Raw genomic sequence first — 14767 nt, 5'->3', positions numbered from 1 at the left:
TGTGAACGAGATCGGCGAGCTCTGCTCGCCGAAGCAGACAGACGTTGCGTCCGTCGCGGGTGCCTAGCTGTTGATCGTTCCTCCAACGGCCGTGTCAGTTACATCACATGGTTGCCTGTCCATGCAGTGCCGACAGTAGGCGCTCAGTTAATAAAAAGAAACTTTTTCCGCTAAAAAAATCGGTCGACTGTCCAGCAGATACCGGTCAGTAGGCATGACCTGGGCCTGAGTGTGGGCTCCAACATATCGGTGATTCCTATGTGAGCCACCACACCTTCAGATCCGGAGACTATGAGCCGAAACGTTGCATCTGCGTTGCATCGGCGCCGATGCGGCGATCGAGCACCCGGATCTTGGCTTCTATCTGCGCATACAGCGGTGAATCACGATCTATGGTGGCCCGATATGCAGCCCACGCGGCGGCGTCGTCGCGCCCTTCCGCGCAGGAGGTCCAGCGGCGCAGCACGGCGACGTCGGGCGCGGCGAGCACGGCGGTGCGCAATCGCACCCGGAGCTCGTCACGGATGTCGCAGATGCCCGGCGCCGAGGACCTCGGCAGCACCGGTCCCGCGTACAAGCGCAATGCGGATTCGATATCACCGGAGTCGAGCGCGGCCCGCAAGGCCTCCACATCGGTTGCGACATGCACGCGCAGACGGTAGGGACGCGAACCGACCACCGAGGCGCCGATCACCGAACGCAACCGCGACATCGCGGCGCGGATCGTGCCGTTGTCGAGATCGGTGTCGTCGAGCAGCAGCGCCAGATGATCGGCGCCGAGACCTTCGGGATGCTCGGTGAGCAAGAGCAGGATCTCGGCGTGACGCTGCGACAGCGACACCCGCTCCCCCGCGATGCTCAGCTGCGGTTGACCGAGACCGAGGACGTCGAGGCCGAGCCTGGCCGGTTCGGTGTCGTCGCGATTCGCCGGCGCCGGGGTGCCGTGTCCGGCGCGCATCGCCCGCAGCACCAGGTCCATCTCAGCGGCGGTCGCGGCCGCTTTGACCAGGGCGAGGATTTCCGGCTTGGCCACCCGCATCCCGCCGGCAATCATCAAGACGCCGATCAGCCGCCCGTCCGGCTCGTGCACGGGGGCCGCGGCACCGGTGATCTGGTGCATGCGATGCAGAAAATGTTCGGGTCCGTGGATCCAGGTGGCGCGGCCGGTGCGCACGACAAGGCCCACGGCGTTGGTACCGATGCGGCGCTCGCTGAGATCGTCGCCCTCGCGCACGCCGATCTCGGCGGCGGCGGCGACCTGTTCGGGATGGCCGTGCACCGAGAGCACCCGACCGAACTGATCGGCCACGGTCACGATCAATCCGGCCTGCGACGCGTCCTGGACCAGCAGTTTGTCGATCAGCGGCATGAGCGCGGCGATCGGATGGGCGTCGCGATAACGCTCCAGATCGGCGCCACGCAACCCGCGACCGTCGATGACGTCCGTCGGATCGACACCGCCGCGCACACTGCGCAGCCATGATTCGAGGACGAGCGGACGTAGTAGACCGGCCAGCTGGGTCAGCTGTTCCCCACCGGCACTGAGATATCCATGGGCCTGTGCGGCATAGGCTTCCAGAGCACCGAGCTGTGCGCCCGACTCCGATGCCTGCCGTGGGGGCCTCCCACCTGCAAGATTGCTGACCATTTGCCTTTCTTTCCCGCTACAAACTGTACCGGGCACTTATCGGGCAAAACGCCAGAAGTCGGGGTTTGTCCCGCAGGTCACATCGTGGTATCGAATGTCACTTCGTCACATGACCATGTAGTCGGCTATGTGTGCGGCCACCATCACCGTGGTGGCCTGTGGGCCGCGGCGCAGCGGGACGGGGACGATCGACAGATCGGCGACCGCCAGTGCTTCGATGCCGTGGACAGTGCCGTGCTCGTCGACCACCGCTCGATCGTCGTCGGGTCGGCCCATGCGGCAGGTGCCGGAAAGGTGTTGGGAGGTGCCCAGGTGTGCGTGGAGCCAGGGGTCGTCGGCGGGGCCGATTCGTCGGCCCAGGAGGTCGGCGGTGAGGGCTACTCCCTCGCGCAGGCGAGCGCGGTCCAGCTCGCTGCGGAGATAGTGCTGATCGACGTGCGCGGGGACGGATGGGTCCGCCGAGCGCAGCGTCAGCTCGCCGGATGATTCGGGGTGCATCAGTGCGACTCCGATTCGGCGCTGGCCCGGGGTGAATTTCTGGGTGTACGGGCGTAGTTCGAGGTCGTCGATTTCGAGGACGTATTCGAGTGGGACAGCGGGCTCGTCGGGCTTGCCGTCGGGGAATTCGACGCCGATCTCGGGGTGATCGGTGCACCACCGGCCCACCGGAGCGGGCTGCACGACCGGCACGCCGAGCGAGCGCAGCAGTGGTTCGGGACCGATCCCCGATCTGATCAACAGCGCCGCCGACTCGATCGCGCCCGCGCACAACACTGTTCGATCGGCATAGGTTCGCCCCCGCTCGCGACCGCGCGCCCACTCCACACCGATCACCCGGGGACCGCGCAGAAGCAGTCGAGTCACCATGGTGTCGGCGGTGACTGTCAGGTTGGGTCGTTCGAGTGCGGGATAGAGGTGGGTTATCGCGGGTCCGGCTCGTAGACCTTGCGAGACCGCCAACGGTACTCGACCGAATCCGACCTCAGCGGCACCTGCGTTGAGGTCCGGAATTTCGGTCAATCCTGCCGCTGCGCAACGTTCAGCGAAGTCGGCACTGAACTGGGCGGGGTCGTCGGTGCGCGAGATCGGGATCGGGCCGTGGGACCCGTGCCGAGCAGCCGTGCCGAAATCGTGGTCGTTTTCCAGATCGCAGAACACGGGTAGGACCGAGTCGAACGACCAGCGCGGGCCTGCCACGGCACTCCACGCGGCGAAGTCGGTGGCGGGTGGGCGAATGAAGTAACTGCCGTTGATCGCACCGGAGCCACCGATCAGCTTGCCGCGCAACAGGTTTCCCGGATATCGCCAGACCACCTCGGACGCGGGACCGATGGGGAGGTGGCCCGGGTCGAGCAGTTCGGCGGGCAGGTCAGCGGCGGTCGGCCAGACCGGACCCGCTTCGAACACCCGCACCGAACGCGCCGGATCCGCGCTGAGCCGAGCGGCGAGGACACAACCCGCCGACCCGGCTCCGACGATGAGAGCGTTCGTCACGCAACAGGATTCAGCGCGGGGGCATGCTCGGTTTGAGGGCTTCGAAGCTGCGGGCTCGGAGGACGCCGAGCCACAGGCCCGTTCCGTAGGCCACGTCGTCGAGGCGTTTGTAGGCGACGTAGCGCAGGGGGTCGAGCCCGCCCGAATCGCGGTGGGTGAACCAGTCGGCGAGGCCGTCCGCGAGTGCCATCGTGATGGCGATCTTGCGGATTCGGCTCGACGCGATGACCGCCAGTAGCGTCACCGGCCAATAGTCGCGACACATGGCCGAGGCCAGGCGCCACATGCCGGCGAAATAGCCGCGGGCCAGGTAGACCGCCGCGATTCTGGTCGGATTGTCGAGTTCGGTGAAGACCCGGCGCAGGCGGACGAGGGCGGTGGCGAGGGTGACGAGGCCGCCGAGCAGTCCCCATTTCGACAGGGTCGCGAACAGCAGACTGGCCAGCACGGTCCAGGTCGGCACCGACAACGGCGAGACCAGGCCGGAATGGCGTTTGCCCAGCGGGGCGGCACCGGTGCCGTAGAACAGTTTTCGCCCGAACCAGGCGCGGAAGGCCACGCGGTGATCGTGGGCGACGTGCGCGGCGGGCTCGTAACGCAGCCGCCAGCCCGCGCGTTCGAGCCGCCAGCACAGGTCGACATCCTCGGCCACCTGCATGGATTCGTCGAATCCGCCCTCGCCGAGCAGCGCCGCGCGTCGAGCCAGCAGCGCCGCGCTCGGCACATACGACACGATGCCGCGCGCGTGCACCGCCGATTCGCGGCGGCCAAGATCGAGGGAGGACCTGGTGTGTTCGTAGCGGGCGAGCGCGTTGGATTCCTTGTCGAGCGCCACGATGCGCGGGGCGACCAGCGCGACCTGCGGATCGCTGAAATGTCCGAGCATGACCTCGAGCCATCCGCTGCGCGGCACCACATCGGAGTCCAGGAACGCGACGAAGCCCGTTGTCGCCGCCTTCAATCCGGCATTGCGCGCGGCGGCGGGGCCGAGTGGGCTCTCGTGGCGGATCACCGATACCTGACCACGACCGGATCGCGGCGGGATGCGGACCGGCTCGTCGGAACCGTCGTCGACGACGATCACATTGTGTCCGCGCAGCACCGCGAGCAGACGTAAGAGCCCGTCGGCGTTGTTGTAGAGCGGGATGACGACGGTGACGTCGTCGAGGGACGGTTCCAGCCGTGGGCGCGGGTTGGCCACGCCGGAATCGAGCAGTCGGCGCGCGACGATCGCCGACCTGGTGTCGGTCACCTCCAGGTATCCGTCGCCGATCAACTCGGCGGCCTCCGGGGCCAAGCGCAGCATCCGTGCGGGCGATCCTCCGATCAGGATCCGACCCCCGGAAAATGCGCGTACCCGTGGATCGATCCGTACCCCGAAGCCGTCGGGCAGACGATCATGGCGCATTCCTCGCATGCTATTCGCAGTTGGGCCTCCAGACATCATCACCCCAGAAAAAAGGACCAAAGTCTGCCTGAAATACGGCTGTGACCGGTTGCCGGACGTGTCAACAAGATCGGCAGCGCACTTCCGGCAACTAGAGCGGACTCTCGTTGCACGCCTTGGCCGGTGGCCGCTTCACCGTGAGCGGCAGCGACACTCTGGTCCGGCTGCGCACCGGACGCGAGTGGTCGGCGGCGGGGCGCGGAATGGTGCGTCCCGGTGCCGTCAACGCCGCTTCGCCGTAGCCCTGCACGCACTCCGGGTCGGGCCCGTTGGCGGGGAGGCCGGTGAAGAATTTCGCGGCCAAGCAGCCGCCGCGGCAGGAGTCGTAGTGCGAGCATTTCGTGCACGCGCCACCGTCGACGGGTTCGCGGAGTTCGGCGAAGAGCTGCGAGTCGGTCCAGACCGCGTCGAAACCGCCGTCAGCGACGATGTTTCCGGCCTTGAAGCGGTCGTGGATGGCGAAGGGGCAGGCGTAGACGTCGCCGACCGGGTCGACCAGGCAGACCACGCGACCCGCGCCGCACATGTTCAAACCCGGTAGGGCCGAGCCGAATGCGGACAGGTGGAAGAACGAGTCGCCGGTGAGCACGCCCTCGCCGTTGGCCACGAGCCAGTCGTAGAGCTCGCGTTGCTGTTCGGGCAGGGGGTGCAGTTCGTCCCAGACGTCGGCACCGCGGCCAGAGGGGCGAAGGCGGGTCAGTCGCAGGGTGGCGCCGTATTTGTCTGCGATGGCCTTGAATTCGTCGAGCTGGGAGATGTTGTGCCGGGTGGCCACGACGGAGAGCTTCGCGTCCTTGAAACCGGCGTCGTACAGATTCGACAGTGCCCTGATCGCGGTGTCGTAGGAGCCGGGCCCGCGCACGGCGTCGTTGACCGCGGCGTCGGCACCGTCGAGGGATATCTGCACGTCGACGTAGTCGCTTGCCGCCAAGCGCGCGGCGACCTCTTCGTTGATGCGAACGCCGTTGGTGGAGAACTTGACCCCCACATTGTGCGCGGTGGCGTAGTCGACCAGTTCCCAGAAGTCAGGGCGCACGGTCGGTTCACCGCCGCCGATGTTGACGTAGAAGATCTGCATGCGTTCGAACTCGTCGATCAGCGCCTTGCACTGTTCGGTACTCAGTTCGTTCGGGTCGCGCCGGCCAGAGGAGGACAGGCAGTGCACGCACGACAGGTTGCAGGCGTAGGTGAGTTCCCAGGTGAGGCAGATCGGGGCGGCGAGGCCGGATTCGAAACGATCGATCAGCCTGCCGCCCTCGCTGGCCTCAGCGACTTCCAAGGCCTTCGGGGCGGGAGTGACCAGGCCTGGCGATGCCACGATCATGTCGGTGTCGGCCAGCTGCTCCAGCGCGGCGACATGGGCCTCGGAGGCGTCGATGCCCTTGGCACGCAGCGCGTCGCGCACCGAGGAGTGCGCGGGCAACGACCGGACCACGTCGACGAGATCGCGGCTCTTGAGGAACGAGAGCTTGCGGGTGCCGAAGTGATACAGCAGCGCGCCGAAGGACTCCGGGCGCAACGAGACCCGCGGGTGCAGCGTCCACCGGGTGTCGAGATCGAGCATGGTCAGTACACGCCGCACATGCCGTCGATGCTGACCTCTTCGATCAGCGTCTCGGTGACCAGGTCGGAGTCGGATTCGACGGTCGCAGGGGTGGTGTTCTCGGACATGACTACCTCCAGTGTGTTGCCGGTCACCCCGGACCTTAACGTCAGTGACTGCCATAAAGAGTGGAATCGGAAAATCTTTCTCTGCCCACACCCCACCCCCATCCCGTGCGAACCCCTCTAGACTTCCGGAGGGCAGGATGGGAAAAGGGCTGATGGCCCGGCGGCAGTAGAGGTGAGGCAGAGGCTTGCGTAACCATGGTGGGGCGGGTGCTGGTTCGACACTCTCCGAGGCCGAGATCGTTGATGCGGCACTGAAAGTTGTGCGCGAGGACGGTGTCGAGAAGCTCTCGATGCGGCGGCTCTCGCGCGAGCTCGGGGTGTCGCCGATGGCGCCGTACTACTACGTGGCCGACAAACGCGAGCTACTCGATCTCGTCGCCAGCGCCGCGCTGGTCGGGGTGCGCAAGCCGCCGCGCGAGTCCGGTCCGTGGCAGGAGCGCCTGCGCGATCTGATCGATCAGATAGACGATAAACTGCGCACGCATCCAGGCTTGGGCGACATCCTGCTCGAGCAGATGCTCGGAAAGCAGCTCGACCTGATCGACGCCGTGATGGAGATCCTGTTCGACGCGGGCTTTTCCGACCGCAATGTGCTGGCCGCCTACGCGACCATCCACACCTACCTGTTCGGCCGCAGCAGAGTGAACCCGCGCGATCGTTCCGCGCCCGCGGATGTGCTGCTGCCCGAGGCGGTGGCCCGAGCCACGAAGTACATGTCCGACCTGCGCGGCAAGTACTCCTACGACTTCGGGATGGAGGTGCTGGTCGCCGGACTCGAGGCGCAGCTTGCCCTGCAGGCGCGTCCCGGCCTAGCATGAAATTGAAACACGTTCTAGTTTTGCCCGAGAGGACGACATGACCACAGTCGAGGTTCCGCACGGCTCACGCTCGGTGGTGCTGCGGGTCGCCGCGGTGATCGCCGAAACAGCCGACACCCACTCCGTGGTCTTCGAGGTGCCCGCCGACCTGCGCGAGCGCTTCACCTACTCCCCCGGGCAGTTCCTCACGCTGCGCATCCCGAGCGAGCAGACCGGGTCGGTCGCGCGCTGCTATTCGCTGGCCAGCTCGCCGTTCACCGACGATCTGCCGAAGGTGACCGTCAAGCGCACCGAGGGCGGGTACGGCTCGAACTGGTTGTGCGACAACATCTCCGCCGGTGACCAGCTCGAGGTGCTGCCGCCCTCGGGCGTGTTCACCCCCAAGAACCTCGACGAGGATCTGCTGCTGTTCGGTGCCGGTAGCGGGATCACGCCGGTGATGTCGATTCTGAAGTCGGCGCTGTCGCAGGGTGGCGGCAAGGTGGTGCTGATCTACGCCAATCGCGATGCCGATTCGGTGATCTTCGCCGATGAGCTGCGCGAACTCGTGGGCAAGTATCCGCAGCGGTTGACCGTTGTGCACTGGCTCGAGCCGCTGCTCGGTCTGCCCACCGCCGACATGCTGGCGGGTCTGGTCGCGCCGTACGCCGCCTACGAGGCGTTCATGTGTGGGCCGAAGCCGTTCATGGATCTGGTGCACGACGCGCTGGCCTCGCTGAATGTGCCGCGCACGCGAACCCACGCCGAGGTGTTCAATTCCCTCGCCGGTGATCCGTTCGAAGACCACGCGCCGGTCGAGGTGTCCGAGGCCGAGGCGGCCGACGCCGCGACGGTCGAGGTGGAACTCGACGGGCAGGTGCACGAGATGTCGTGGCCGCGCAAGCAGACGCTGGTCGACATCATGCTCGACAAGGGGCTCGACGTGCCCTACTCCTGCCAGGAGGGCGAGTGCGGGTCGTGCGCTTGCACCGTGCTGGAAGGCAAAGTGGAGATGGCCAATTCGGAGATCCTGGATCCCGAGGACATCGAGAACGGCTACATCCTCGGCTGCCAGGCGCGACCGGTGACCGATCGGTTGCGGATCCAGTTCTAGCGCTTGGCCCTTCTAGCGCATGGCCCGGTAGGCGGCGCGCTGCTCCGGGTCGAGGTGCTCGGTCGCGTAACTCAGTGCGGTGCGGCCCAATTCGGGCGCGTTGTCGTTGAGGAAGTCGGTGAGTGCCGCCGGGTCGACGCGCTTGCCCACTTCTCTGAGCATCCAGCCGAGTGCTTTCTGGATGAGGTCTCGGTGGTCTTCTTTCAGGATCGCGGCGAGTTCGAGGGTGGTGCTGGGGTCACCTGCCTTGATGAAGGCGAACGTGGACAGCAGGGCGACTCGTCGTTCCCAGAGTGAATCCTGTTGCGCCAGTTCGAAAAGCAGGGTGCGATCGTCTTTGTCGAGCAGCCAGGGTCCGATGATGTTCTCGGCGGAGGCGTCGACCAGATCCCAGTTGTTGACTCGCCCTCTGCGGACGGCCGCCAGGTAGAGGTCGACCATCTCCTCGCGGGCCTTGTCGTCGCGGGCGCGTGGTTTCGATGCGGCGGCGAAGCGGGCATTGAGGATGAACAGGGCGGCCAGGCGTTCCTCGTGCATAGGGCTGTCGAGGAGTTCGTCGATCTGCGCGAGAGGCAATGTGGGGAACTGTTTCGCCACACCTCTGGTGGCGGGGACTCGGATGCCGAGGAAGATGTCGCCCTCGCCGTATTCGCCGGGGCCGGTTTTGAAGAAACGTTGCAGGTGATGCGCGTCAGTGGGGTTCGCCAGGTCGGCGAGGGTCTTGCGCACCTGTGCAGCGGTGGGAATCTCGGACACACGCACCTCCGGGTCGGGGTTCATTCAACACGGGGTGCGGTGACATCTTCGCGACGACCCCGTCGACTGTCCCCGACGGAGCTCAGGCGGAGGTGGTCGGCGCCGACTCTGCCGATCAGGCGGGCAGCGCACCGAGCAGGCGACCGGACTCGAATGTCGCCGCACCAGGGGGCAATTCGCCCGGTCGCCCGCTGGTGCGGACGGTGACGGTGCCGGTGCCGGTGGTGGGGCGGCCGAGTTCGTCCATCTTGCGGACCGTCTGCGCGGCGACGGCCGGGGCGCTGTCGAACATGCGCACACCGTCGGGCAGGGCCGCGACGATGGCGTCGATGACCAGCGGATAGTGGGTGCAGCCGAGGACCACGCCCTCGACGTCGGCGGGGGTGCGGGCGGCGGAGTCGGCGATCGAGGCGCGGATCGCGGTGACATCGCCGCGGTCGATCGCGTCGGCCAGTCCGTGACAGGCGACGCCGACGACCTTCGCGTCGCCACCGAAGCGGGCGATCAGGTCGGCTTGATAGCGGCTGGCGGTGGTCGCCGCCGTCGCCCAGACCGCGACCGATTTACATTGTGCCGCTGCGGGTTTGATCGCGGGGACGGTGCCGATCACCGGAATCTTGTCGCCAACGGCCGCGCGAACATGGTCGAGGGCGGTGACGCTGGCGGTGTTGCACGGCAGCACCACCACCTCGGCACCGAGTTCGACCGCCTGGCGCGCCGTGCCGACAACGCGCTCGACGACCCAGTCCTCCGGCTTCGGACCCCACGGTGCGTTGTCGGGGTCGAGCAGCAGCAACAGGTCGACATCGGGCCGCAGCTTGCGCACCCACGAAGCCGTAGGCAAGAGGCCGAGGCCGGAATCGATGAGCGCGACGATCACTGCTACACCGTATTACAGGGCGGAAATCGACCCTTCGCGACCGGTCAGACCGCCAGCTCGAGCTCGTCGAAGGCGACGGTCACGGTGCGTCGCCGCTGCTGCTTGGCGCCACTTCCGGGATGGTCGAGCCCTTCGGCGAACTCCACCCGGAGCATCGAGAGCTCGGCGTCGACATCGAGGACGACCCCGCTCAGACCGACGAACGGACCCTCTGGGAAATAGACGACCTCACCGGCCGACAGCTCACTACACCGCACGCAGGTCACGGTAATCGCGACCTCGGTGGATCGACCGGGATCCGCGCCGAATTCGGACACCGCCCTCATTCGCGAGGGCGGTGTCTGTGAAGGTGCTCAGCCCGCGGCGGCGAGGAGGTCGGCTACCGGGGTTTCGGTGGCGAGTTTGGCGCGCAGTTTCATCACCTGGGCGGTCATGCCCGCGCCGAGGACGGCGGTGAGGATGCCGTCGCGGGAGTAGTAGGCGAGGAACCTGCGGCCGTCGTCGGTGACGACGGTGACGTCGTCGTCGGGTGACGGGGTGCCGAGGGCCTGGATCTTGAGGTCGTACTGGTCGCTCCAGAAGTACGGGACGCGGGCCATGGTGGGCGGTGCGCCGCCGAGGAGGGCGGTGACCAGGAGTTTCGCTTGTTCACCCGCGCTGGTCCAGTGTTCTACGCGCTTGCGGACGCCACTGCTGTGCTGCCAGGCGGCAACGTCGCCGACGGCCCAGACGGCGTCGGCGTTCGTCCGGCCCACCTCGTCGGCGAGCACGCCGCCGCCCGCGGACCGTTCGGCCAGTTCGATGCCGGAATCGGCCAGCCAGTCGGTGACGGGGACCGAGCCCACGCCCACCACGACCAGGTCGGCGTCGATCTCGGTGCCGTCGGTGCATACCGCACCACGCACCCGGCCGGAGTCGTCGGCACGCAGGGTGTCGACGCCGACGCCGCAGCGCAGGTCGACGCCTTCGTCGCGGTGCAGACGTGCCACCAGGGCGCCGACCTGTTCGCCGAGAACCGAGGCCAGCGGGGTCGGCTGCGGTTCGATCAGGGTTACCTCGACACCGGCCGCGCGGAAGCTGGCGGCGAGTTCGCAGCCGATGAAACCGGCACCGATGATCAGCGCGCGATCCGCGCCGTCGAGTTCGGCGCGCAGGGATGCCGCATCCTCGTGCGCGCGCAGCACGTGTACGCCCGCGACGGCGGGCAGACCGGGGAGCCTGCGGGGGCGCAGACCGGTCGCGATGATCAGTTGGTCGTAGGCGAGCGTGCTGCCGTCGGCCAGTGCGACGGTGCGCGCTGCGGTGTCGACGCCGGTCACGGCCGTCCCGAGGCGCAGCTCGATGTTCTTGTCCACGAAGAACTCCGGCGGACGAAGGGTCGTGTCGTCGGTCTCCCCGCGCACGAACTGCTTCGACAACGGCGGACGGTCATAAGGCGGCCGAGTCTCGTCCCCGAGCAGCACCACCTCACCCGCATACCCCGCCCGACGCAGTTCCTCCGCCGTCCGCAGGCCTGCCAGCCCCGCTCCGACGATCACGATGGGCGCGCTCATGTTGTGTCCTCTCGGCAGGCTCGGTCACGACCGCACCATGCCTTGCTCTGCTGTGTCGCGGACCACTACGGCCCTAGATGTTTGTACCAGTGCAACGGCCCAGCTGTGCTGCCCACGTCGTAACCAGACGCCGCGACGACCGAGCCATCGACCGCCTCAGATGCAGATTCCGGGTCAGACAGACTCAACGAGGTCGGTGACATCCGGATGTGTGGCAACCAGGCCTTTGTCGAAGGTAACCAACCGTCCCCGATTCGACCGCGCCAGCGCGGCTAGATACGCGTCGGTCACCTGACGATGCACGATGACGCTCCCCATCTCGACTCCCGCAAACGGAATCGAGTCCGGCCAGAATTCGTGCCGCTCGTGCTGCGAAAGACCTTCGAGGGCCTTCAACGCGGCACCGGAAGTCTGCCCTTCACGCAGAAGTAGCCGCAAGAGACTGCCTTCAGTGATCGGACAGGTTGCGAACTTGACCGACGACCCTGCGAACCATTCCTCGGCTGCATCATGATGCGAGTGATCGGTAACGACCAGCGCGATCAGCACATTGGCATCGAGCAGCGCAGTCACTCATCCTCCAGCGAACGAACGTCCTCCGAGGTGACAACCTTCCCCAGCGTGATCGTCGGGAGCCCGGTCCGCTCACTCTCGGACACAACACCTTGGCAACCCTGGCCACCCTGGTTGAGACCACGACGCACGAGGAGCGCGACAGTCTGATTGAAGCTGCGGCGCGAGTCGCGCGCGATGGCCATGGCCTGAGCATGCAGGTCGTCGGGGAGATCGATCGTAGTGCGCACAACAACGAGACTAGCATCACTCGCATCATGATGCGAGGTATCGAGTATCGCCCAGGTGCTCACGGCGAGCCTCGTCCAACTCAGCCGATCCTGGCTCGACCGGCTCGCGCTGCGGACTCACGCGCAGGATGCGGATGGCGGTCAGGCCGAGGGCGGCGTGCAAGGTGGCGGCAACAGTGGCGACGACGTGTAGTCCGGTGGTGAAGGCTGTGCGGGCGTCCTCGAGGGTGGCGGGGGCGAGGGCGAGGTGGAGTGTTTCGGGGAGGGTGGGGGCGAGGTCGGGGCCGTTGAGACGGAAGAGGGCGGCGGCTAGGGAGCCGAGCAGGGCGATGCCAAGGGCGTTGCCGAGTTCGTTGGCTGTTTCGGCCAGGGCGGCGGCGGAGCCTGCGCGTTCGGTGGGGACGGCGGCGACGGCGATGTCGGCGACCACACTGAACGAGATGCCGTAACCGATGCCCGCGACGGCGGTTGCGGCGATGTACCAGCCGATACCGGCGCCGGTGCCGGTCGGCAACAGCAGTAGTAGGCCGGCCGCGATCGTGAAGTGGGCGGTGATCAGGGCGGTCGAGTGGCCGATGCGGGTCACGACGGCCGGGGTGACGACGGCGGCCACGGTGAGGACGAGGGCTCCGGGGACCGCGAGGAGTGCGGCGTCGGCGATGGACAGGCCGAGGACGGATTGCAGGTAGGTGGCCGCCAGGTACGCGGTCGCCGACCAGGCCGCCAAGGGCAGGAACCCGGTGATGATCGCGATGGTGAAGACGGGGTTGCGGAAGAGGGTGAAGTCGATCAGCGGGTTGTCGATGCGTCGTTGCCTGCGACCGAACACCGCGAGCAGCGCCACACCCGCGATGCCGAGAATCATCGGCCCGGTCGAGACGCCTTCCGCGGCAACATGCTTCACCGCATACATGCTCAGCAGCAGACCGGAGGCCGAGGTGAGCACGCTGACTATATCGACGCCGACACCGCCGCTCCCCCGCACCTCACCGAGCAGGATCGGCGCCAGCACCAGGAACACCAGCACCACGGGCACATTGATCAGCAGCACCGACCCCCACCAGAAATGAGTCAACAGCTGACCGGCGACGATCGGGCCGATCGCGAAACCCGCGGCGAAGGTGGCGGCGAAGATGCCGATGGCTTGGGCACGCTTGCGTGGGTCGGTGAACAGGGTGCCGAGTACGGCGAGCGCCGACGGCAACAGCGTCGCACCGGCCACACCCATCAGGACGCGGAAGGCGATCAGCAGTTCGGGGCTGGTGGCGAAGGCCGCTCCCACCGAACCGAGGCCGAAGATCGCCGCGCCGATCATCAGCAGGCGCTTGCGGCCGTAGCGGTCGCCGATGGTGCCGAACGCGATCAGCAGGGAGCCGACCGCGAAGCCGTAACTGTCCAGGATCCACAGGGATTGGTCGGCCGAGGGTGACAGGGCGTCGGTGATGGCGGGCATCGTCAGGAACAGCACCGAGCCGTCCATCGCGACGAGCAGCACGGGGCCGAGGACCACCAGCAGGCCGAGCCAGGAGCACACCTCGGTGTTTCGGGTTCGATTCATGCCACTCACCCTGCGATCGGACGGCGGCGGCAACCAGACCCCTGACGTGGGTACACCTGGGCGAGGTACGCAGGACCCACCCCCGGTGCCTACGATGGGAAGGATGGAGTTGGAAAGCCTCGGAACGTTCCTCAAGTCCCGCCGCGACCGCACCACCCCGGAACGGATCGGACTGCGCACCTTCGGCGTCACCCGCCGGGTGCCGGGCCTGCGTCGCGAGGAGCTGGCTCAGCTCGCCGGCGTCAGCGCCGGGTACTACACGCGCCTCGAACAGGACCAGGCAGGCACCGTCTCCGCGCAGGTGATCGACGCCCTCGCCCGGGTGCTGCAGCTCGACCCCGCCGAGACGACCCACCTGCACAATCTCGCGGGCCAACCGTCGGTCCCCCGGCTGGTCAGAGACGAACCGGAGCAGCCACACCCTCGGGTCCTCACGCTGCTCACCTCACTCGGTGACACGATGCCCGCCGTGGTCCTCGGTCGCCGTGGCGATGTGCTCGCCTGGAATCGTGCGGGGCACGCGCTCGTCGCCGAGCACGTCGATTTCACCGCGCCCGACGATCCCGCGCAACGCCCGTCGATTCCGCGACTGTTCTTCCTCGATCCGCACGCCAGGGACCTGTACCGGAATTGGGACGAGCTCGCCCGCATCCACGTCGGCTACCTGCGACTCACCGCGGGAAGGTACCCCACCGACGGGCATCTGGCCGAGCTGATCGGCGAACTCGCCATGCGCAGTGCGACTTTCGCGACGTTGTGGGCCGCTGCGGAGGTCACCGATTGCACTGTCGGACCCATGGATCTGCGTCATCCGACGGTCGGGCGCGTCGATGTCGACTATCAGGTGTGGTTGCAGCCCGACAGTCCCGACCACCGGCTCGAGATCTACACCGCGCGCGATGAGAGTTCGGCCGATGCGCTGCGCCTGCTGACTGCCGGATCCGCCGGGGCACAACAGCTTCCGGCGATGGTCGACTCCGAGACATCGGACGGAACCCACACCTAGACCGACGAACCGGTGACGCCGCACTGGCGACGCCACCGGT

Annotated in this window: 15 protein-coding genes; 3 read left to right on the top strand and 12 right to left on the bottom strand. The window is 67.0% G+C overall.

All coding sequences use genetic code 11. The features are described 5' to 3' along the window. Positions 1–289: 289 nt before the first annotated feature. From ACFWUP_RS11450 to mftA, 5 genes are all read right to left on the bottom strand, one after another. A complete protein-coding gene (locus ACFWUP_RS11450) occupies positions 290–1648 on the bottom strand; it encodes a GAF domain-containing protein (protein ID WP_379233192.1) in 1359 nt (452 codons plus the stop codon). A 105-nt stretch (positions 1649–1753) separates the two neighbouring features. Then, complete coding sequence (gene mftG / locus ACFWUP_RS11445) at positions 1754–3142, bottom strand: mycofactocin system GMC family oxidoreductase MftG (protein WP_379233190.1); 1389 nt, start codon at positions 3140–3142, stop codon at positions 1754–1756. Positions 3143–3152: 10 nt separating this feature from the next. Further along, on the bottom strand, positions 3153–4550 hold the full coding sequence (mftF, locus tag ACFWUP_RS11440; RefSeq protein WP_379233188.1) for a mycofactocin biosynthesis glycosyltransferase MftF: 1398 nt from the start codon (positions 4548–4550) through the stop codon (positions 3153–3155). A gap of 130 nt (positions 4551–4680) precedes the next feature. Further along, positions 4681–6153, bottom strand: coding sequence for a mycofactocin radical SAM maturase (mftC, locus tag ACFWUP_RS11435; RefSeq protein ID WP_379233312.1), 1473 nt, complete (start codon positions 6151–6153; stop codon positions 4681–4683). A gap of 2 nt (positions 6154–6155) precedes the next feature. Then, positions 6156–6260 (bottom strand): mycofactocin precursor MftA, encoded by a 105-nt coding sequence (gene mftA / locus ACFWUP_RS11430; protein WP_379233187.1) that lies wholly within the window; start codon positions 6258–6260, stop codon positions 6156–6158. 185 nt (positions 6261–6445) lie between these two features. Here mftA and mftR2 point away from each other — a divergent pair, with 185 nt between their 5' ends. Both mftR2 and ACFWUP_RS11420 read left to right on the top strand, forming a co-directional pair. After that, positions 6446–7078, top strand: coding sequence for a mycofactocin system transcriptional regulator MftR2 (mftR2, locus tag ACFWUP_RS11425; RefSeq protein ID WP_379233185.1), 633 nt, complete (start codon positions 6446–6448; stop codon positions 7076–7078). A 37-nt stretch (positions 7079–7115) separates the two neighbouring features. Continuing rightward, positions 7116–8171 carry a 2Fe-2S iron-sulfur cluster-binding protein gene (locus tag ACFWUP_RS11420; protein ID WP_379233183.1) on the top strand — a complete coding sequence of 352 codons (1056 nt, stop codon included), beginning with the start codon at positions 7116–7118 and terminating at the stop codon, positions 8169–8171. 12 nt (positions 8172–8183) lie between these two features. On the opposite strand, the gene ACFWUP_RS11415 is transcribed toward ACFWUP_RS11420, so the two are convergent. The 7 genes from ACFWUP_RS11415 to ACFWUP_RS11385 all read right to left on the bottom strand — a co-directional run bounded on the left by ACFWUP_RS11415 (position 8184) and on the right by ACFWUP_RS11385 (position 13721). Then, positions 8184–8951: a DNA alkylation repair protein gene (locus ACFWUP_RS11415; RefSeq protein WP_379233181.1), complete on the bottom strand. Its 768-nt coding sequence runs from the start codon at positions 8949–8951 to the stop codon at positions 8184–8186. A 91-nt stretch (positions 8952–9042) separates the two neighbouring features. Further along, the gene (locus tag ACFWUP_RS11410) at positions 9043–9807 is read right to left on the bottom strand and encodes a glutamate racemase (protein ID WP_379233179.1); all 765 of its coding nucleotides are present in this window, start codon (positions 9805–9807) and stop codon (positions 9043–9045) included. 44 nt (positions 9808–9851) lie between these two features. Further along, positions 9852–10064 (bottom strand): hypothetical protein, encoded by a 213-nt coding sequence (locus ACFWUP_RS11405; RefSeq protein ID WP_379233177.1) that lies wholly within the window; start codon positions 10062–10064, stop codon positions 9852–9854. Between the two features lie 96 nt (positions 10065–10160). Beyond that, complete coding sequence (locus ACFWUP_RS11400) at positions 10161–11360, bottom strand: NAD(P)/FAD-dependent oxidoreductase (RefSeq protein WP_379233175.1); 1200 nt, start codon at positions 11358–11360, stop codon at positions 10161–10163. Between the two features lie 174 nt (positions 11361–11534). Next, complete coding sequence (locus ACFWUP_RS11395) at positions 11535–11933, bottom strand: TA system VapC family ribonuclease toxin (RefSeq protein WP_379233173.1); 399 nt, start codon at positions 11931–11933, stop codon at positions 11535–11537. Continuing rightward, a complete protein-coding gene (locus ACFWUP_RS11390; RefSeq protein WP_379233171.1) occupies positions 11930–12163 on the bottom strand; it encodes an antitoxin in 234 nt (77 codons plus the stop codon). The genes ACFWUP_RS11395 and ACFWUP_RS11390 overlap by 4 nt, the downstream gene beginning before the upstream one ends. 25 nt (positions 12164–12188) lie before the next feature. Beyond that, entirely contained in the window at positions 12189–13721 is a 1533-nt protein-coding gene (locus tag ACFWUP_RS11385; protein WP_379233169.1) for an MFS transporter, read from the bottom strand. Positions 13722–13824: 103 nt separating this feature from the next. Between ACFWUP_RS11385 and ACFWUP_RS11380 the strand changes: the two genes are divergently transcribed. Next, on the top strand, positions 13825–14727 hold the full coding sequence (locus ACFWUP_RS11380) for a helix-turn-helix transcriptional regulator (protein ID WP_379233167.1): 903 nt from the start codon (positions 13825–13827) through the stop codon (positions 14725–14727). Positions 14728–14767: the final 40 nt, after the last annotated feature.

Origin of the sequence: Nocardia sp. NPDC058658 (assembly GCF_042716665.1) — a bacterium.
Classification (GTDB): Bacteria; Actinomycetota; Actinomycetes; order Mycobacteriales; family Mycobacteriaceae; genus Nocardia.
Note: the sequence above shows the minus strand (reverse complement) of the source record. Positions and strands in the feature narration are given on the sequence as shown.

What these genes read in the sequence shown, in the direction of transcription:
- mftF (WP_379233188.1), bottom strand. Translation starts at nt 4,550, where the DNA reads ATGCGCCATGATCGTCTGCCCGACGGCTTCGGGGTACGGATCGATCCA.
- mftA (WP_379233187.1), bottom strand. Translation starts at nt 6,260, where the DNA reads ATGTCCGAGAACACCACCCCTGCGACCGTCGAATCCGACTCCGACCTG.
- ACFWUP_RS11450 (WP_379233192.1), bottom strand. Translation starts at nt 1,648, where the DNA reads ATGGTCAGCAATCTTGCAGGTGGGAGGCCCCCACGGCAGGCATCGGAG.
- ACFWUP_RS11385 (WP_379233169.1), bottom strand. Translation starts at nt 13,721, where the DNA reads ATGAATCGAACCCGAAACACCGAGGTGTGCTCCTGGCTCGGCCTGCTG.
- mftC (WP_379233312.1), bottom strand. Translation starts at nt 6,153, where the DNA reads ATGCTCGATCTCGACACCCGGTGGACGCTGCACCCGCGGGTCTCGTTG.
- ACFWUP_RS11415 (WP_379233181.1), bottom strand. Translation starts at nt 8,951, where the DNA reads ATGAACCCCGACCCGGAGGTGCGTGTGTCCGAGATTCCCACCGCTGCA.
- ACFWUP_RS11380 (WP_379233167.1), top strand. Translation starts at nt 13,825, where the DNA reads ATGGAGTTGGAAAGCCTCGGAACGTTCCTCAAGTCCCGCCGCGACCGC.
- ACFWUP_RS11400 (WP_379233175.1), bottom strand. Translation starts at nt 11,360, where the DNA reads ATGAGCGCGCCCATCGTGATCGTCGGAGCGGGGCTGGCAGGCCTGCGG.
- ACFWUP_RS11420 (WP_379233183.1), top strand. Translation starts at nt 7,116, where the DNA reads ATGACCACAGTCGAGGTTCCGCACGGCTCACGCTCGGTGGTGCTGCGG.